16 protein-coding genes and 3 pseudogenes are annotated in these 17,258 nt (G+C 35.7%); 4 read left to right on the top strand and 15 right to left on the bottom strand.

Annotation, left to right across the window (positions count from 1 at the left end; translation table 11 throughout):
* Positions 1-3: 3 nt before the first annotated feature.
* From M1F63_RS08910 to M1F63_RS08920, 3 genes are read right to left on the bottom strand one after another with little or no spacing between them, the layout of a single operon-like run.
* Complete coding sequence (locus tag M1F63_RS08910; protein ID WP_033629180.1) at positions 4-627, bottom strand: TetR/AcrR family transcriptional regulator; 624 nt, start codon at positions 625-627, stop codon at positions 4-6.
* 39 nt (positions 628-666) lie between these two features.
* Positions 667-1,749 carry an ABC transporter permease gene (locus M1F63_RS08915; RefSeq protein ID WP_247941228.1) on the bottom strand — a complete coding sequence of 361 codons (1,083 nt, stop codon included), beginning with the start codon at positions 1,747-1,749 and terminating at the stop codon, positions 667-669.
* 1 nt (position 1,750) lies between these two features.
* Positions 1,751-2,467 carry an ABC transporter ATP-binding protein gene (locus M1F63_RS08920; protein WP_247941229.1) on the bottom strand — a complete coding sequence of 239 codons (717 nt, stop codon included), beginning with the start codon at positions 2,465-2,467 and terminating at the stop codon, positions 1,751-1,753.
* 228 nt (positions 2,468-2,695) lie between these two features.
* On the opposite strand from M1F63_RS08920, the pseudogene M1F63_RS10190 reads away from it, so the two are divergent.
* Positions 2,696-2,830: pseudogene (locus M1F63_RS10190) on the top strand (low temperature requirement protein A); the annotation flags it as partial.
* 61 nt (positions 2,831-2,891) lie between these two features.
* Here M1F63_RS10190 and M1F63_RS08925 read toward each other — a convergent pair.
* The 7 genes and pseudogenes from M1F63_RS08925 to M1F63_RS08955 all read right to left on the bottom strand — a co-directional run bounded on the left by M1F63_RS08925 (position 2,892) and on the right by M1F63_RS08955 (position 13,036).
* Positions 2,892-4,127: a carbohydrate-binding domain-containing protein gene (locus M1F63_RS08925; RefSeq protein ID WP_247941230.1), complete on the bottom strand. Its 1,236-nt coding sequence runs from the start codon at positions 4,125-4,127 to the stop codon at positions 2,892-2,894.
* 379 nt (positions 4,128-4,506) lie between these two features.
* Positions 4,507-5,022: pseudogene (tnpA, locus tag M1F63_RS08930) on the bottom strand (IS200/IS605 family transposase).
* Between the two features lie 299 nt (positions 5,023-5,321).
* Entirely contained in the window at positions 5,322-6,527 is a 1,206-nt protein-coding gene (locus M1F63_RS08935; protein ID WP_247941231.1) for a phosphorylase family protein, read from the bottom strand.
* Positions 6,508-6,966 carry a hypothetical protein gene (locus M1F63_RS08940; RefSeq protein ID WP_173875669.1) on the bottom strand — a complete coding sequence of 153 codons (459 nt, stop codon included), beginning with the start codon at positions 6,964-6,966 and terminating at the stop codon, positions 6,508-6,510. Before M1F63_RS08940 ends, M1F63_RS08935 begins: the two co-directional genes overlap by 20 nt.
* A 2-nt stretch (positions 6,967-6,968) precedes the next feature.
* On the bottom strand, positions 6,969-10,385 hold the full coding sequence (locus tag M1F63_RS08945; RefSeq protein WP_173875668.1) for a hypothetical protein: 3,417 nt from the start codon (positions 10,383-10,385) through the stop codon (positions 6,969-6,971).
* Between the two features lie 668 nt (positions 10,386-11,053).
* Positions 11,054-12,405, bottom strand: a protein-coding gene (locus M1F63_RS08950; protein WP_125454068.1) for an IS3 family transposase whose coding sequence is annotated in 2 segments (ribosomal slippage) — positions 11,054-11,964 and positions 11,964-12,405 — 1,353 coding nt in all. Because the reading frame shifts where the segments join, the coding sequence is not laid out codon by codon here.
* A 67-nt stretch (positions 12,406-12,472) separates the two neighbouring features.
* Positions 12,473-13,036, bottom strand: a complete 564-nt coding sequence (locus M1F63_RS08955; protein WP_125454043.1) for a sugar O-acetyltransferase — start codon at positions 13,034-13,036, stop codon at positions 12,473-12,475.
* A gap of 187 nt (positions 13,037-13,223) precedes the next feature.
* Between M1F63_RS08955 and M1F63_RS08960 the strand changes: the two genes are divergently transcribed.
* The 3 genes and pseudogenes from M1F63_RS08960 to M1F63_RS08970 all read left to right on the top strand — a co-directional run bounded on the left by M1F63_RS08960 (position 13,224) and on the right by M1F63_RS08970 (position 14,157).
* Entirely contained in the window at positions 13,224-13,532 is a 309-nt protein-coding gene (locus M1F63_RS08960; protein ID WP_247941232.1) for a rhodanese-like domain-containing protein, read from the top strand.
* 9 nt (positions 13,533-13,541) lie between these two features.
* Positions 13,542-13,886 (top strand): annotated as a pseudogene (locus M1F63_RS10195) (rhodanese-like domain-containing protein); the annotation flags it as partial.
* The gene (locus M1F63_RS08970; protein WP_247941233.1) at positions 13,861-14,157 is read left to right on the top strand and encodes a rhodanese-like domain-containing protein; all 297 of its coding nucleotides are present in this window, start codon (positions 13,861-13,863) and stop codon (positions 14,155-14,157) included. The pseudogene M1F63_RS10195 and the gene M1F63_RS08970, both read left to right, overlap by 26 nt.
* Positions 14,158-14,378: 221 nt before the next feature.
* Here M1F63_RS08970 and M1F63_RS08975 read toward each other — a convergent pair whose 3' ends face one another.
* The 5 genes from M1F63_RS08975 to M1F63_RS08995 form a co-directional block, all read right to left on the bottom strand.
* Positions 14,379-14,636 carry a metal-sensitive transcriptional regulator gene (locus tag M1F63_RS08975; RefSeq protein ID WP_247941234.1) on the bottom strand — a complete coding sequence of 86 codons (258 nt, stop codon included), beginning with the start codon at positions 14,634-14,636 and terminating at the stop codon, positions 14,379-14,381.
* A gap of 199 nt (positions 14,637-14,835) precedes the next feature.
* A complete protein-coding gene (locus tag M1F63_RS08980; protein ID WP_247941235.1) occupies positions 14,836-15,393 on the bottom strand; it encodes a hypothetical protein in 558 nt (185 codons plus the stop codon).
* Between the two features lie 76 nt (positions 15,394-15,469).
* Complete coding sequence (locus M1F63_RS08985) at positions 15,470-16,126, bottom strand: hypothetical protein (protein ID WP_247941236.1); 657 nt, start codon at positions 16,124-16,126, stop codon at positions 15,470-15,472.
* Between the two features lie 13 nt (positions 16,127-16,139).
* Complete coding sequence (locus M1F63_RS08990; protein WP_247941237.1) at positions 16,140-16,682, bottom strand: hypothetical protein; 543 nt, start codon at positions 16,680-16,682, stop codon at positions 16,140-16,142.
* Positions 16,683-16,696: 14 nt separating this feature from the next.
* Positions 16,697-17,218 carry a hypothetical protein gene (locus tag M1F63_RS08995; protein WP_247941238.1) on the bottom strand — a complete coding sequence of 174 codons (522 nt, stop codon included), beginning with the start codon at positions 17,216-17,218 and terminating at the stop codon, positions 16,697-16,699.
* Positions 17,219-17,258: the final 40 nt, after the last annotated feature.

Genomic DNA, 17,258 nt, shown 5'->3' on the forward strand with positions numbered 1-17,258 from the left:
CCCTTATTTCCACAAACCACCTAAAATTTGTTTTTCTAATAAGTCTAGATCTTCTTCCTTTATTTCTCCGTTGTCACTAACGATATAAAGCTGAGCGAAGTAAGCCAACAACGGGCCAACACAAATACGAACCATTTGAGGACTCGTTAACTCTGGATTTACACGTGGATCTGCTAGCAATTCCTTATGAAGTACTCGAAGTTTATCTTGAATAGCATTCCAGATAAAAATCTGTTCATTTTTTAGTTTTTTATTTGAAAAACTCTCCTGCAGAATGATTTTCATCAAAGCACGATTTTTTTTGAGATAGCTCATACGATCATGGACGAGATAACGAACCCTCTCTTCTGTCGTTTCAAAAGCTAAGAGTTCCTCAAAAAAACTACCGAAAATGCCTGGGACTACAGGATGTAAAATAGCCGTCAGTAAATCATCCTTCGTCTTAAAATACTTAAACAAAGTTGCCTGGCTTAGTCCAGCACGCTCAGCTATGTGAAGAGTTGAGGTCCCATGGTAACTCCTGGTTGATATGAGATCCACTGCTGCCTGCATGATTTTTTTCTTTCCTTGAGGGTAATTCGCTTCTTCTAAGTAATCTTCAAACGATTCAAAAACAGTCTTATCCATCTAATCTTCACACCTTTTTAGCATTATTTATGTTGATTTCTAAACTTTACGATAACGACGCAATCCAACAATATTAAGAATTGTTAAAATGATCAAGAAAATCATTAAAACACCAAGATTTGACAAAATATCACCAAGATTGTGCCCGTAAAGAATAATCTGGCTTATTGCATCACCAGAATAGGTTAATGGCAAAAATTTCCCCACAGTTGGAGCCCATTCTCCCATGGATGACAATGGAATAATTCCTGAGAAAAAAAGTTGGGGCATAATCACGAGAGGAATAAATTGCATCATTTGGAATTCTGATTTTGCTAGAGTAGACAAGAGAATTCCAAAAGCTAGCGCTACAAGAGCCAGTACCACATTAACTATTATAACATTTAAAATACTTCCTACAACTTCTACATCTAGTAGCCAAATTGCTGCTAAAACGACAACTGCCGTTTGAAAAATCGCAATAATACCGTAAGACAACATATAGCCATAGACGATTTCAGATCGTTTCACTGGTGTTGCTAACAAACGTTCTAGTGTTCCACTGGTGCGCTCTTTCAAAAGCGCCATACCTGAAATCAAAAAGACAAAGAAGAAAACTACAAAACCTATCAAAACCGGAATCATACTGGTAAAGAAGCTTGTATTTTCATCTCCATACTGGTAAGACTCCTTGATTTCTGGTATTTTTGCGTCCGAGTCCAATTGTGGAAGAGCTTGTTTAACACGAGATACTAACTGATCGGTGCCTTCACTGGCGATACTTGTCCGTAACACTTGTCGTATCATAGAGGTCTTGGAGGCATCTGTGTTTGCGTAGTCGACCTGATACTCACCGTCTTTATAAGAAATCACAGCATCGACTTTTTCATTTGCTAGCGCTTCTTTGGCTTGATCTAAATCTTGATAAGTCTCAACGTCCACATGATCGAGCTCATCCATTTTCGTTACCAAACCAGTTGGTAGATCCTGTGTTGCTAACTTGACATTCACGGTTGTACTAGCTGAAAACATGAGGTTCATCAGCCACATGATAAAAACAGGTGCTATAAACATCAGGGCTAGAGTTCGTTTGTCACGAAGTAATTCTTTGATGACTTTTTTTGCAATCGCTATTGTTCTCATTTTACTCACCTTCTGCTCTTAAAAATACTTCTTCAATACTTGAAACTTGATAACTTTCTTTTAAGTGTTGCGGTGTATCAAAAGCAATGATTTTTCCGCCTAATAATAAGCCGACCTTATCCGTCAACTCTGCTTCATCCATAACATGGGTAGTAACTAATATCCCAATCCCATTGTCTCTAAGCGCGAATAATTCTTTCCAGATTTTCTTTCGAAGAGAAGGATCAATTCCAACTGTCGGTTCGTCCAAAATCAAGAGTTGAGGATTCCCTAACAGCGCGATAGCAAGCGACAAGCGTCGTTTCATCCCTCCAGAATAACCAGAGACTGCCTTGTTTAAATGGTCTGTCAAATCTACTACCTGAGCTATATGAGCTATTTCCGCCTTCAGGTCTTTTTTAGAAAGCCCCTTTAGCTGACCAAAAAATTCCAGATTTTCTTGGCCTGACAAGGCCTCGTATAAAGCATCTGACTGGGCCATATAGCCAATATCTCCTAAAATATGACGATTAGGCATGGTATGGTCTAAAACTAAAGCGACACCTCCATCTGCTTTTTCCATCCCTAACATGGTTTTAATCATGGTTGATTTACCAGCACCAGACGGACCAATTAAGCCTATAATTTCTCCTGGCTGCAATTCCAAGCTGACATGATTCAGAACTATTTGATGGTCAAAAGATTTTACTAAATCTTGTAAATGTAGTAATGTTTTCATTTACTTCCTCCTTGGTGAGTTAATACTCACTTGCTAAATATAAACCTATTGTAGTGAGTAATTACTCACTTGTCAAGAAAAAATCTGAATTTTTTTAAAAATAAAGCACCAGATATTATTATCTGATGCTTATAATGGATAGCTATTGCTTTTAGAGCTGTTTCTAAATCTCTTCTCGATACTCTGAAATGGTCTTTCCTGTCCACTTTTTAAAGGCCTATTCTTCCTCTGCTTTTCTCAGCCAATCCTACCATCGTCATTGCTATCGCAACTCTAATGACCTTGGCGACGGAAATTCATTTTACTCATTTTTATATGAAACAGACTAAGAAATTTTCAAGACCTAATTGGGAGTTGTTTTAGCTACAATCCATCTCTCAAACACAAAAGCTCTCCCTTCTCTTTCGAGAAAGGAGATTCTTTTTTATCCTTGTCCGCCAGGGGCTGGACCGCCACCTTGAGGGCCTCCATTTGGTCCACCACCTCCAGGCATAGAGTTGACAATTTCCGTTTGTTTTTCACCGTTGAGATAGATATCTCCACCTGTGTAGGTCGCAGTTCCATCAAAGTCAAAACCTGTTTGACCAGTCATTTTAATGGTTCCGCCTGTAACTGTGATATTGCCGTTTGAGTCGATTGGGTCTGTGTCCCCTTGGCCGACTTCTACTGTCAGGTTCCCACCGTTCATAGTGAAGAAGATTTCACTCTGTTGGGCGTTTTTATTAGCTGCGTTGACTCCATCATCTGTCGAATAGATGCTAATGTCCCCACCGTTGATAGTGATGGACTTACCTTCAAGTCCTTCTGTCGAATTTTTGACGGTGTAGGTACCACTATCGATAACCAGGTCTCCAGAAGCGTGGATGCCATCATCTCCTGCTGTGACGGTGATGTTGTTGTTGGATAGGTACATGGTTCCGACTGAAGTATCCTCGTCATTGTCCACCTTTACGCCATCTTCCTTGGCATCGATAGTCATGGTCGTACCAGTGATGTTGAGTTCATCATTGACATTAAAGGCATCGCCAATTGCTGTGATGTTATAGGTTCCACCCGTGATGTGGAGGGTGTCGTTGGCCTTGATACCATTGTTCTTCTTGCCATCTACATTGAGAGTTCCTTTCCCGTTGATGGTCAAATCCACCTTAGAAAAGAGAGCTGCGTCTGCTTTTTCGTCACTGTTAGAGCTTGAGTCAGAGAGACTGTTGGTGGTTCCCTCTGCTAGAGTCAGGTAGACATGACCAGCTGATGTCGCAGATATCGCTGCATTGGTGTTGGTCATGGTGACACCTTTTAAGACTAGCTGAACATCTGCCGACTCATCTGCTTCAACCTTGATCTGTACTCCGTCAGACTGACCTGAAATCACATAGGTTCCAGATTTTGTGATGGTCACTGTTGAGCCAGAAACTGTCACACCATCTCCAGAGACGTTTGCAGATGAGCCAGATAGCTCAATCTTAGAAGCTGTGCTTTCATTATAGGAAGTATCATAGTCCTTCTCTGTGAAATAGGAAGATGGATTTGTTTTGGTTGAAGTTGTTGTTGCATTATTTGTAGTTGCCTTGATATTGGATGTAGTTGTTGACTGGGCACATGCTGCCATCAGCACCATTGCCGTTAAACTCGTTGCGAGTAGGGTCCATTTTTTTGATTTCATACCTTTTTCCTCTCCTTCGTATGATATAGCTAGACAGTCTACAGAAGATTCCTGAAATGAAACTAAAACTTTTCTGAAAGTTTCCTTAAATTTAGTTTCGCTTAATATTCTTTTGAAAAGGCTACTAGAAACAATTTGAGAATACTAAAATACAGTTAATAGTTTTTAAAACCAACATCCCCCAGTGCCATGTCTCCCAAACCAAAAAGAAGAAAAATTTATAAGACTAAGATAGAAATCATGACCACCCGTCTAACGGGTGGTTTGCACCAGGGCTATAAGCCCAAATTACCAGCCAGCGCCTAAAGACGCTGGCTTTCACGTTGTTCAAGCCTTATTGCTCTTGACTCGTCACAAACCTCTCAAAGAGGCTTTAGTATTACTTACCACTATCCCTAAAGGGATCCTCATATTCTTTTACACTCATTTTATCTAGTGCTATATCATGCTTTACTCGTTCTCGAATTTTTATACTCGTGAAGAAATCATCCACTTGATAATTTCTTTAATCTTGAATATATTTCTTAATTGTGGCTTCATTGAGCCCTACTGTACTTACATAATAACCTTCTGCCCAGAAATGCCGATTCCCAAACTTATACTTGAGGTTGGCGTGTTTATCAAACATCATGAGTGCACTTTTGCCTTTTAAATACCCCATGAAACTTGAAACGCTTATCCTTGGTGGAATACTTACTAACATATGTACATGATCAGGCATTAAATGGCCTTCGAGAATCTCAACACCTTTATAACTACATAATCGACGAAATATTTCTCCCAAACTGCTTCGATATTGATTATAAATGACTTTTCGTCTATACTTAGGGGTGAACACAATGTGATATTTACACATCCACTTTGTGTGTGATAAACTATGTGCCTTTTGTGCCATATTTTTCTCCTTTCGCTTTACAATTGGCTTGAACACCTTTATTGTATCGCGTTTGGAGTTTTTGGTATAACCTTCGACGCGCACCCGCATAGCGGGTGGTTTATTTGTCTCGCACCTAACGGAGCGAGACGGACTAATAGTCACATAATAAAACACCCCAAAAAGTTAGATTTTTTCTGTCTAACTTTTGGGGTGCCGTTCAAACCGTTGCTTTTTTTGATAAAATCGAGACACTATTGTCCCAGCCTCGTTTAGTTTCAAAATATTTCCAGTTAAAAGTCTGAAAGAAAATTAAGACATCAGAAATCTTCAGAATCAAATACACCTTCCTCAATAATTAATTTTAAAAAACTTGCACTTGTATATGCTGCATATTGTTGATAACTATCATTTTTATCTGCATCAGCAAAATCACAAACACTCTTTACCGCAAGAAAGTTCTCTGGTCTAGGTGTTGAAGTATGTTTACAAGAAAAATACATCCCATAAATTTCCATCTCAAGACCAAGTAATTTCCTAGTCAAACTTTGTGGTCTTTTTAAAATTTCCCTATCTGCTACAACACTTGATCCAGAAGCAACTGGACCTATCTTCATTTGTAAATCATGTTCAGGGGTTGGCCCAGAAAATTCTTTTTTTATTTTAAATAACTTTACGGGAAGATCAACAATTTTATTTATCTTTGAAACTAATTCCTCATGGATCGAAATAGAACTATAATCAGGTTTGAAAGAGCCTTCAACTATTTTCCCACTATCATAGTTCCATGATTCCTTAGATACCATTATATCACCTAAATTCACCTCCCCTTTTACTCCAGCTGCTATTCCGCACATACAAACATTATATGGACGAAAAGTTTGAATTATTTTTTCAGTAAATTGTGACATAGCAACCATTCCCATCTGGTTATCAGTAGCTAATAAGATTTTTCTTCCATCTGTTAGTTTTACTCCAAAATAATACGAAGTATCACCCTCGATATTAATTTGTTCTAAATCTGGGAAAACTTGCTTGACCGCATCTAATTCTGGTGACTTTAACGCGGTTATGATTGCAAAATCGTAAAGGTATCCTCTTTTTTGATAATAATTTGGGGTAAAATTCTCAATCATCTCTATTTTTGAAAATAAATTATCACGCCACCCTCGAGAAGAGAGATCATATTTTATTATTTCTATAAATGCTGAAGAAAAAATTGGGTGCCCCTGTTCAAGCGCATTTGTATCTGCCGTTAAAGCTACTTTATTTTTAGGTTCAATTAACCCTTTCCCCTTTTTAATTCGTTCTAACAAATCAATTGAGTTCTTCAAATTCACGTCATCAACACCAATTTTTTTAGGAATAATTAGGTCTAAAATTAATAAATCATATTCAGTTTCTTTAAGTTTTTTCATTGCTTCTACTGAACCTGTTGAAGTGTCAATTTCCCAATTTTTTTTATTAAAAACTTTTGTTATTTCTTTGATTTTATCAGTATTATCATCAACAATTAATACTTTCATATAGATCTCCTAATAATTTCTTTAAACTTTCAAACCAACTTTTAGACGAAGAACTATAATATATTATATCAACAAAATTTTTGTTGTATCGATCTTTTAATATATCCTTCATCTGAGATATTGTAACTAATTCTTCCCCAAAACTTTCATATTGAGTTATTACAATTGTTTTAAGACCTATTTGCCTCTGCTGCATTACATCTAAAATATCCATCCCAGCAAAGTTTCTAATCTTTCCTCCACTGCTATTGATATCAATATCAAATGTAGGCAATGTCATATCCAGAAGTAATACATCAAAACTAGAACTCCTTAGTGTTTTTACTCCTTGTTGAAATGATCTTTTGACAGTAAAATCTATATCTGTAAAGTAGCTACTCAAACGCTCAATAATTTGAGTACTTTTATTTTTATCATCTTCAATAATTAATATTTTCACTGCTATCCTTCCATTCTGATAATCACTTCAAATTTATCTTTCGATATACAAAATTCAAAAAAGGGGTCCTTAATAAAATTAATTTTTATTATTTTAAATAATTTATGGTAGCCCGATCCTCCTTCTTTAGTTAACCTTGGAATATTATCACTACTTGCTATTTCATCTAAGCTCTGTTTCAAAGTTTCAATTGACTCTCTAATTAAGTCTTCCTTTTCACTTAAGTAATTATTGCTAAACTTAATAGTAGATCCATCTTCATTTTCAATTATGGAAGCATTAATAATAAGGTCATCACTTTTAACACCACTATGTTTCATAGCATTGTTGAATAAAATCAAGAGTATATCGATATAAAATGGAAGTTCTCTACTAGAAATTTTATAGTCTTTATTTAATTCCAAATTAAATGTTATTTTTTCAAAATCAGAATTTATTTTTGAAATTATATTTTTAGAAACAGAAATTAGATCTTCGCTATGGACTACAGTATCATCTGAAATTTGCGAACGTTCAAACCATCCTGCTATTTCTTCTAATGAATTTTGAATGTCTGTCTTACAACTTGCGATATTATTTCTAATAATAGATAATTCTAACCCACTCCTATCTAAACGATGTTCCAAGTTTGTAAGTTTGTCAATAAAGATTTTTGTTATGTCACTTTTAATCATCTTTTGTAACATCAATACTTTTATATCAATTTTTTTCCAGATATACTCTACAATTTTATCATATATTTGTTTTGGATCATTTAGTACTTTTACTTTATTATATACTTCATCTTCTATATCATAAAAGCTTTCACTCAAATTAAAAATCCCGGAATCTATCCCTCTCTCTCCGTATTTGATTTGTAATATTTCTTGCTTTATACGTGTTATTTCATCATCCACTGATTCTGAGAAATCATTAAGAATACTTGATATTTTATCATAATTTGGTTCAACTATTTTTTTTATATACTCATTTGGAGCGTATATATTGGATGTATCCGATATCTTTTCTGTTATTAAATTATTATTACTAAAAGCACGTCTAATTTGTCCTTGTAAAGTTCCATGTCTTACCCTTGTGCTGAGATATGAATCTAAGCCATCATCATCAAACAAGAATTTTATAACAACTTTAGTAAACAAACGCTCTAAAGCTCCCATTTTGGGATTATATTCTTTCAATCCAATAAAAAGTAATTGTTTATTCTCATTTAATTGATCATTTGTAAAATATCCCAATAATCGCTCTTCTTTTGTATCAATAAAGTCATTAAAGAACTTACCAAGTTCATCCTTATTTTTTTGATATATTTTTTCACTATCAACAGTTAACTTGCTTCGGTTTACCGAACGTACTAATTTTTTTAATAAGACTTCTTGTGATAACTCACTTATCTCTTTCGCATATTTATTATCGAACTCCCCAACATTCGATTCGTTCAATTTACTAAGAATACTTAATCGTTCATTAGTCACTTGCTCTTCAGATTCTAAAATCATAGTTAATTCCGATAATAATTCTCGTGTACAAATAGATTCTAACACAAAGCGCACTTTGTTTTCATTATTTGTTCCCATTTTCATATTTGAAGGATAATCTATCATGTTTTCTTCTAGATAATCTTCGAAAATATATTTTAATTTAGAAGAGTTACATAATTTTGCGACAATTGGAACCTCTATTTTCGATAAATCAAAACATAATGTTTCTTGATCAAGTAACTCTCTCATTTTATCCAAAGGATAAATACAGATAGAATTTTTCCTTCTAAAATAGGCATCCGATAATTCTGCTATCGCATTTTGTAAATCATTACTATCCAAGTAATGATTAAAAATAAAATATTTCACTTCTTCTAAATACCATACCGGTAATTGCAAATCCTCAATTGATTGCGAAAAATTATTTAAACTATTGATATCCAGCTTGATATTTCTTAATAGAGATAACCCTAGCTCAACATCTGCTACAGATTTTATATTGTTAACTTTTAAACTAAAAATATCATCTAAATAAATTTTAAAATCAATATTTTTATTTAAAATTTTTACAGCATCTATGGCATCTATAGTATACTTTAGACAGGATAGTGTAGTGTATTTATCATAAAGTTCAATCCTTCTATCATCTAGCGCCCCTGTAGATAATGCTCTTAGATGTAACCTAAATTGGTTTAATAAATCGAAACTACTATACTTTCTTGTGTAATAGTAAAGCTTACTTATATGGTCACTAGAAAAACTAAAATTCTTAATCTTAACATAACAATTTATTATATCTACAAAATCTGGAATATACTCTATCTTTAAGTCTTTGTAGAGTTCTTCTTCTTCTCTATTTTGTGATGATACATATCTACTCAATAAGTCTACAGTTGAATAACTTAGATAATATTCCTTTATTACCTTACCAATCAAATTACTATTGTTCTTATAATTTTTAACCGATAACTGCTGTTGTGTTTCAATAAAATCAATGTCACTTCTATTTAAATTATCTAATAAATCATACCTTTCTGATAGAAATTTCTTTATTTTATAATCGTCAAATTGGTTTAATATACTTGAAAAATTATCACGTATTTTTTTCTTAATATTCTCAGGAAAATTTAGTAGTAATTTCACTAATATATTAAATCTATCAACTATAGATAACATAGTTGAGTGTGCTAGCAATTTGCTAACTTCCTTTTCATTATATAAAGGATAAGATTCACATAATAGAAAATAAGAAAGAACATGTTTAAAAGGCTCAGGAATCCCTTCAATTTTTTTACTAATAGTTTGGTAATAAAGAAATGAGTCTGATTCATCTGATATTTTATCAACAATTAAAGATAGTAATAAGGCATTGAAACTTGAATAAGGTTTATCGTCTTGATATAAAGAGTTAACTTCTTCTATAAGTTCACTCTTATTATGTTTCTCTTTATTTATTTTTATTAACAGTTCATTTTCAAATTCCCATAGAGAAAAACCAAGATTTTCTTTTATTTCTGCTAAAATATGTTCTCCAAAATCACAATTTCTTCTAAAAAAGGAATCTTCAAACTCTGATTTCAATCCTAAATAGTAATTAATCTCATCTTTAAACGATAATAATTCAAGCAGAAACCATTCTAGCTCTTTCATAAGAGTTAAACTCTCAAGATGAATATTAAATCCTGTAAAATCAGTGTTCTTAATATTTTTTATAATTGCTTTATTAGAATGATAAGAAAAATACTCATTAGCTATTGTAGTTGTTTTAAAAAATTGTCTTTTAATTTCTGAATTATTCGAGCTTTTTATTTTAAATATATCACTGACAGATAACTTTTTTCCTAAGGCAATTTTCTTCTGAAGTTCTACTATATCATAATTGCTGATGACCTGTCTTCTATTTTGAATTTTATTAATTTTTTTATTTTTCTTTGAACCCATCTGTTTCTTCCTAATACATATTTAACTAATTCTTTAAATGTTCATTCCTGATTATTAGCAATTTTTTAGAGAGACACAAACCAAAAAGCAAATCATTCAATATTTAATACATCCCTACTAAATAAGTTACATAATTTACAGCAGAGTATTAATATATTCTTTCTTATACTTTTGTTTTGTCATATTTAATTTTTTTGAGTCAATCTCATGAAAAACTTATTATGTTTTAAATATATATCTCAATTGTAAATGAAAAATTACATCCCACTTTTCTACTTTAGATTAAACCACTATATTAGTTGACTGATTATATCTTACATCATACTTTTTAATCATATCTTCCTTTCAAACTGTCTATTCCAATAGTGTTTTTAGTAAACAATCATCTATATCTAATATATACTCGCTCAAATCTTAACTCTTTTTAAAAACAATGCTTTTCAACATAACATTATGTTAATTTTTGGAAAATCTTTTAAATCTGTAAAATTCAAGTAGCAAAATCGTTTTCTACTCGTATTATATCATATTATAAAAAATAATATGATAGGAACTGCGTGAAAAAATAAAAGTGAATTGATTAAATGATATATAAATTTTGTGATGATTAAAATTGAAAAAAGAAAAAACGCTTAAAGTGTACTGACCCCCAAAAGTTGGACAAATAATTATTGAAAGGATTTAGTTCTGTATTGCACAGGACTGAGTCCTTTTAGTTTGACCTTAATTCGTTTATTGTTGTAGTAATCAATATAGTCTATAATAGCTTGTTCAAGGTCTTCTAAAGATCTAAAGTGCTTCTCATAACCGTAAAACATCTCCGATTTCAAAATACCAAAAAAGGACTCCATCATGCCGTTGTCTGGGCTGTTGCCTTTACGTGACATAGATGGCTGAATTCCCTTACTCTCTAGGAACCGATGATAAGAATCGTGTTGGTATTGCCACCCTTGATCACTATGGAGAATAGTATTTGTGTAATGATCCTCACTGAAGGCCTGGTTTAACATAGCTTTCACTTGTTCTAAGTTGGGCGAAGTTGAAAGATTATAGGCGATAATTTCGCTATTAAATCCATCTAAAACTGGCGATAAGTAAAGCTTTTGAGGACTTGCTGGAATGGCAAACTCTGTCACATCTGTATAGCACTTTTCCATCGGTTTAGAGCCTTCAAATTGACGTTGAATGAGATTCTCTGCCTTCTTGCCAACGTCTCCTTTATGAGAAGAATACTTGCGTTTCTTGCGGATTATAGCTTGTAAATTGAGCACTTTCATCAAGCGTTGAACTCTTTTATGATTGACCACATAAGCACGATTTCTTAATTCTAAATGAATTCGACGATATCCGTAATTTCCCTTGTGTTCAGTAAAAATGGATTGAATTTCAGCTTTAAGTTCTTGATCCTTATCTGGTTTGTCTAGCTGTTTCACGTGATAGTAGTAGGTCGAACGAGCTAAACGTGCTGTTTCAAGAAGTAAATCTAGTCGAAATCTTCCTGAAGCCATTTCTCTAACTGTCTCTGCCTTTCTCGCTCTAAGGCTTCGTCCCTTTCCTCTAACTCTTTTAACTTTTTTAGGTAGGCTACCTCGGTACGTAGACGCTCATTCTCCTCTTGAAGTCGCTCTAGTTCTGTCATTTCTTCCCAAGTTTTCTTCCGTTTACGTCCCATTTTAGGTACTCTCCCTCTTGTTTTCTCAACAATAGTATACCCGTTTTTCTTGTATTGCGCCAGCCAACTTGGAAGCATTCCTTGGTTTGGGAGGGCATAATCAAGACTAACACTTCTTTGTGAACGACCTTCCAGCAGAACTTTCTTAATCATTTCTTGTTTCAATTTAAAGGAATAGTAACGATTCTTCCTCTTTTTAACGATTTCTATTCCGTAACGTTCAATCAATTTAATCATGTATCTAAGATTAGAATTGTTTATCCCAAATTTATTTGAAAGCTCCTCTAAGCTATATCCTTGTTTTCTAAGTTCATAGATCTGAACTTTATCATCATAAGTTAATTTCATAGTAAAACACCCCAAAAGTTAGATTTTTTCTGTCTAACTTTTGGGGTGCAGTTCACAGCTGTTCTTTTTAATTTTCTTTCACAGGGATTTCCTTGATAACACGCGCAGGATTGCCACCTAAAACAACATTGTCTCCGAAGGACTTGGTAATCACAGCCCCTGCTCCCGCCACTACGTTATTTCCCAGTGTCACTCCAGGAAGGACAATGACGCCACCTCCAGCCCAGAAATTGTCACCGATGGTGATGGGCTTGCCGTATTCGACCCCTGAATTACGTTCCTTCGGATCTAGTGGATGGAGTGGGGTTAAAAACTGACAGTTGGGGCCAATCATGGCATTGTTACCGATGCGAATCGGACAAACATCCAGCATGGTCAAGTTCCAATTAGAATAAAAATTTTCCCCTAGATGGATATTAATTCCATAATCAACCACCAGTCGTGGATTGACATAGAGATTTTTCCCAGTTGAACCAAAACAACTTTTGATAATCTCCGCCCCTTTCAAGGGATCTAACTCCTGGTTGAAATCCGCCTGCTTCTGGCGTGCAGTCTGAGCCAAGGCCCGCAACTCAGAATCAAACGGATGATAGGGTTCTCCCGCTATCATTTTCTGGTATTCACTGGTCATCTTTATACCTCACACTTACTTTGACGCCATCATATCAAAAAGGCTTTGAAAGGTCAAGAATAAGCTGGTCTAGGACTTCTTTCTGAACTCTCGAAAACATTCCCCATCCCAACTCAAAACAACTTGCTTGACAAAAGCTTGACTTCATGGTTTAATATACCCCATAAGGGTATATGTGGAGGTGCCTATGTTTCACTTATTATTTACAAAAATTGACAGTATTTCTACCAGCGAGTTAGAAGCTAAACTCAGAGAACCGATTCAGCTACTAGATGTTCGGACGCCTTTGGAATTCCGGAGAGGTCATATCAAAAATGCCAAAAACGTTCCTTTAACGGAAATCGGTTCTTACACACCTGCGACAAAAGAAACACTTTATGTCATTTGTCACTCTGGTGTACGAAGCAAACTAGCTGCGAAAAAACTTAAGAAAAATGGTTACGATGTCATCAATGTACGAGGCGGTATGAGCGCTTGGACAGGCAAGGTCATCTAGAAGCATAAAATAATTGGCTACACAGCCTTGAACCTTATCGAAGGTCTGAGCGATAATATCCAATGGTGTCAGCTCAAAGACGATCTGACTAAGGGCCAAAATCCCTAGATGTGCAGATAAGTGGCGAATTTCAGGGGAGCGACCCAAGGTCGATACCATTCATATCCCCCTAAATGAACTAGGGGAGAACTTGGATGAACCAGACGCCTACATCAGCGTTTTGCGCAGCTAGATCACAGAGCGTAGCCTCGAGCGGTAGGATTTACCGTCCAAAACCTTGACGACGCTTATTCACTATATAAAATGGCTAATACAGAAGGAGTCAAATATGGAAACGAGTATCAGCATGGCTGACTTTTATGAAAAATACCTAAATGAAAATCTAAACCTTATCGATGTACGTGAAGAGCACGAATTCCAAGCAGGACATGCACCAGGTGCCAAAAATCTGCCTTTAAGTACCTTGGAGCAAGGTTACAAAGAACTCAAACCTGACCAGGAATATCATATCATCTGTCAAGGTGGAGTCCGTTCCGCATCTGCTTGTGAATTTCTAAGCGCCCAAGGCCTCACCGTTATCAATGTAGAAGGTGGTATGAATGCTTGGCCCGGTCAAGTAGAATAAGCAAAAAACCGATTAAGAAACTTAATCGGTTTTTTCATTTCTGCAACCCGCTGATATAGGGCTCGTAGCCCGTCGCTTTTAAAAACGAAGCACATTGATGGTATCTAAAAAGAGGTTTTCTCATTGATATTGGGGGAACTCATCCGTTTGGCCAACATGATTTCTTTATCGAAATAGACTTAAATGCCTTTGTCTGCATTGTTTATCAATAGCAAATTAGTTTATTTCCGTTTAATCAGGTATCGGATAGCCTTTTCTAGGCGTTTCTTTTGAGCCTCGGGGTCGTCTAGTGGTTGGTTGATACAGTCAGTGAGATTTTCAGTAATGATCATCTCAATCACGCGCTCAACGCTAGATTTCACTGCTGTCAACTGCGTAACAATATCTGCGCAGTCACGATCTTCTTCAATCATCTTTTGAATCCCACGCAACTGGCCCTCTGAACGCTTCAGGCGTGTGATATACTTTGAGTTTGTCATTGATTTATCCTTGGTCACTTTTTCTTCATTATATCTCGAATAAGGGGCTTTGTCAAAATTCACTTCCTGTCTGTATTTGTGGGAGGCAACCTTTTCTCTGTATCAGAAAGAAAAGATAGGTGAGCATGGAAATGGAAAAGAAACTCTGTCCTCCTTGAAGCTCGATGGGAAGTCGCGTTTTCTTTCAACCAACTGACCTTTATGCGTATATCTTGGACAAATTGGACAAAAAGGCTAGGATCACTATCCCATAGACTATAACTAGAGCCAGCCCAAATCCGATACCAAACCACTTGTAAAACCTGTCCATTCCGCTGTAACGTTCGACATAGGCCCTGGTCGGCTTGTCTGGATCATACCAGACTGTCAGCTCCGAATGAAGGGGGAAATGGGTCTGCATCAAGCGTTTGAAGGAAACAAAGGAGTTGCTGTAGCGAGTGATCGAAGGTGCCAGCATATCTTCTCTTGTATAGTCCTTTAAAAATTTAGTAGTTCCCCACGGAATTGTGACCGTTTTGAACATAAAATACTGCAAGGTTTTCTTATAAGCAATCCCATCCACCGTGTATTCGACGATAGGTGGATACCCCTCACGAAAACGGCTATAGCCGATAACCGTTCCCTGTATGGATGACTTGGCAAGACGGACCAACTTCTGATCTCGAAGATAGAGATAGAGAAAGGTCCCACACACAAATACAAAAGATAGGAAGATGACGATTGTCCCAACTATCAAACCAATTACTTCTTTATTCATATGAACTCCTCCTGTTATTTTATACAGTAAAATCTTAAAACTAACTCATCCAGAAAGGACATCGATGCCCTCGAGTCTACTCTTCGGATTTTTCTTTTGACTGTTTTTCTCTCAAATCTTTCACCGATTTTGATATGATATCTCTCACCTGTTCATCAGTAAGTCCTGGAATCTGGTAATAGGGATTATTGGATTCGCTTTTTGACGGCTTTGTTCCTGAACTTTCGGTTTTAGAACTTTGTTCAGTCGAAGACGAGGATTTCGACTCTGAGGAACTGGATTCTTTGGTCTTAGAGGAACTGGACGACTCAGAAGACTTGGACGTTCCAGGCGTGTTAAAATCAAGCTTAGGCGGATTGTTTACTTGGACGTTCGGCTGTTTCACAGGTTTATAGAATAGCCCAAAAGACAACAGTAAGGCTATCAAGATCCCAATACCAGCCAAGGTTCTTTTATTGGCTTCAGCCGAGGGAACCTTTACTCCCTTTGTACTGAGTATTTTCCATTCTGGATGCTCTTTTTCTATGGCTTTTTTCTGTCTCCTAAGAGGACCAAGTAGAAAATGATTAAAAGGCACAATCGTTACCATAGCCACCGTTACAAGCGGGACATAATTGGAATGACTTGATACCAGTAGAACATCGAGTATAGCGAGAAGAATGAAGAGGAAACGCCCCACAAACTTACGAACTTGATGCTCTTTTTTGATCTGCAAATATCTCTCTTGTGACATTATATGGATTACCTCATCTCTTTAACAAATAAGCAAGCACTACAACGGCGTAGACCATGATTAACAATATAGCACTACCGACGCCTAACAATTTATAAAGTTTGTTGATTCCACAGTATCGTTCCACATAAGCCCTGTTTGGTTTTTCAGAATCATACCATACCGTCATCTTCGAATAGACTGGGAAATGCGTTCGCATTAAGTTATTAAACGATATAAAAGAATTACGATAAAAGGTTAGTGAATTTGCCAACATATCCTCTCTTGTAAAGTTATCAGCTGTACTTATAGGCCCCCATGGAAGCGAAATCGTTCTGATTATAAAATACCGTAATGGCTTGCTATAAGTAGTTCCGTTAACCGTATATTCAACAATCGGAGGATTCCCAGCCTGAAAATTACTATAGCCCACAACCGTTCCCTTAACAGACGATTTGGCAAGACGTACCATCTTTTTATCCCGAAAATAAAGGTAGAGATATGTACCAGATAAAAAGATCAAGGATAAAAGAATGACGATGGTAGCAAATAAAAATAAAATGGTTTCTGTTGTCATATTCAACTCCTATCTTATTCTACGCTCTTCACATCGGACATTGAAAGTCTCATCTTAGATGGATCTGACATCGAATCAACAAGCTCCAATTGTTCTGAATTAAGTGGTAACAAAATTAATGTAGTTGTGTAAGAAGGTAATTCACCACTATCCTTGATAGTATAGCTAATCTTTTGATTATCAAAAATGGTCTTGCCATCATAGGACCAGCTCAGTGAAAACTCCAAATCTTTTTTGATATCTACGTCAGTTTTATTGACGAGCATTAGTGCTGCCCTACCATCTGAAACTGCTCCTGTAAAGTAGATAGCCATACTTCCCTTACTTCCAATTTCTGGATGTTCTTTGGTCAACTTTTTACCAAGTTCAATTAAATCCGACGTTTGACCTTCATATTGTGGTGCTACTACAAATTTCAATTCTTTCTCTTTGTTTACAACTGTCTCGCGCGTACTTTTCTCTGTTCCCCCTGCTTCCTTTCCATTAGAGCAAGCTCCAAGAACCAATAACAAGATGATAATAAATAACTTCTTCATTTTTTCTCTCCCCATTTAAAATTCAATGTCAACTATCAAT

It is taken from the genome of Streptococcus oralis (assembly GCF_023109155.1).
Classification (GTDB): domain Bacteria; phylum Bacillota; class Bacilli; order Lactobacillales; family Streptococcaceae; genus Streptococcus; species Streptococcus oralis_BZ.

Bases quoted from the DNA above. Each gene is read 5' to 3' on its own strand.
- M1F63_RS08935 (WP_247941231.1), bottom strand. From the start codon at position 6,527: ATGAAAGTATTAATTGTTGATGATAATACTGATAAAATCAAAGAAATA.
- M1F63_RS08910 (WP_033629180.1), bottom strand. From the start codon at position 627: ATGGATAAGACTGTTTTTGAATCGTTTGAAGATTACTTAGAAGAAGCG.
- M1F63_RS08955 (WP_125454043.1), bottom strand. From the start codon at position 13,036: ATGACCAGTGAATACCAGAAAATGATAGCGGGAGAACCCTATCATCCG.
- M1F63_RS08995 (WP_247941238.1), bottom strand. From the start codon at position 17,218: ATGAAGAAGTTATTTATTATCATCTTGTTATTGGTTCTTGGAGCTTGC.
- M1F63_RS08975 (WP_247941234.1), bottom strand. From the start codon at position 14,636: ATGACAAACTCAAAGTATATCACACGCCTGAAGCGTTCAGAGGGCCAG.
- M1F63_RS08985 (WP_247941236.1), bottom strand. From the start codon at position 16,126: ATGTCACAAGAGAGATATTTGCAGATCAAAAAAGAGCATCAAGTTCGT.
- M1F63_RS08960 (WP_247941232.1), top strand. From the start codon at position 13,224: ATGTTTCACTTATTATTTACAAAAATTGACAGTATTTCTACCAGCGAG.
- M1F63_RS08990 (WP_247941237.1), bottom strand. From the start codon at position 16,682: ATGACAACAGAAACCATTTTATTTTTATTTGCTACCATCGTCATTCTT.
- M1F63_RS08980 (WP_247941235.1), bottom strand. From the start codon at position 15,393: ATGAATAAAGAAGTAATTGGTTTGATAGTTGGGACAATCGTCATCTTC.
- M1F63_RS08920 (WP_247941229.1), bottom strand. From the start codon at position 2,467: ATGAAAACATTACTACATTTACAAGATTTAGTAAAATCTTTTGACCAT.
- M1F63_RS08945 (WP_173875668.1), bottom strand. From the start codon at position 10,385: ATGGGTTCAAAGAAAAATAAAAAAATTAATAAAATTCAAAATAGAAGA.
- M1F63_RS08925 (WP_247941230.1), bottom strand. From the start codon at position 4,127: ATGAAATCAAAAAAATGGACCCTACTCGCAACGAGTTTAACGGCAATG.
- M1F63_RS08915 (WP_247941228.1), bottom strand. From the start codon at position 1,749: ATGAGAACAATAGCGATTGCAAAAAAAGTCATCAAAGAATTACTTCGT.
- M1F63_RS08970 (WP_247941233.1), top strand. From the start codon at position 13,861: ATGGAAACGAGTATCAGCATGGCTGACTTTTATGAAAAATACCTAAAT.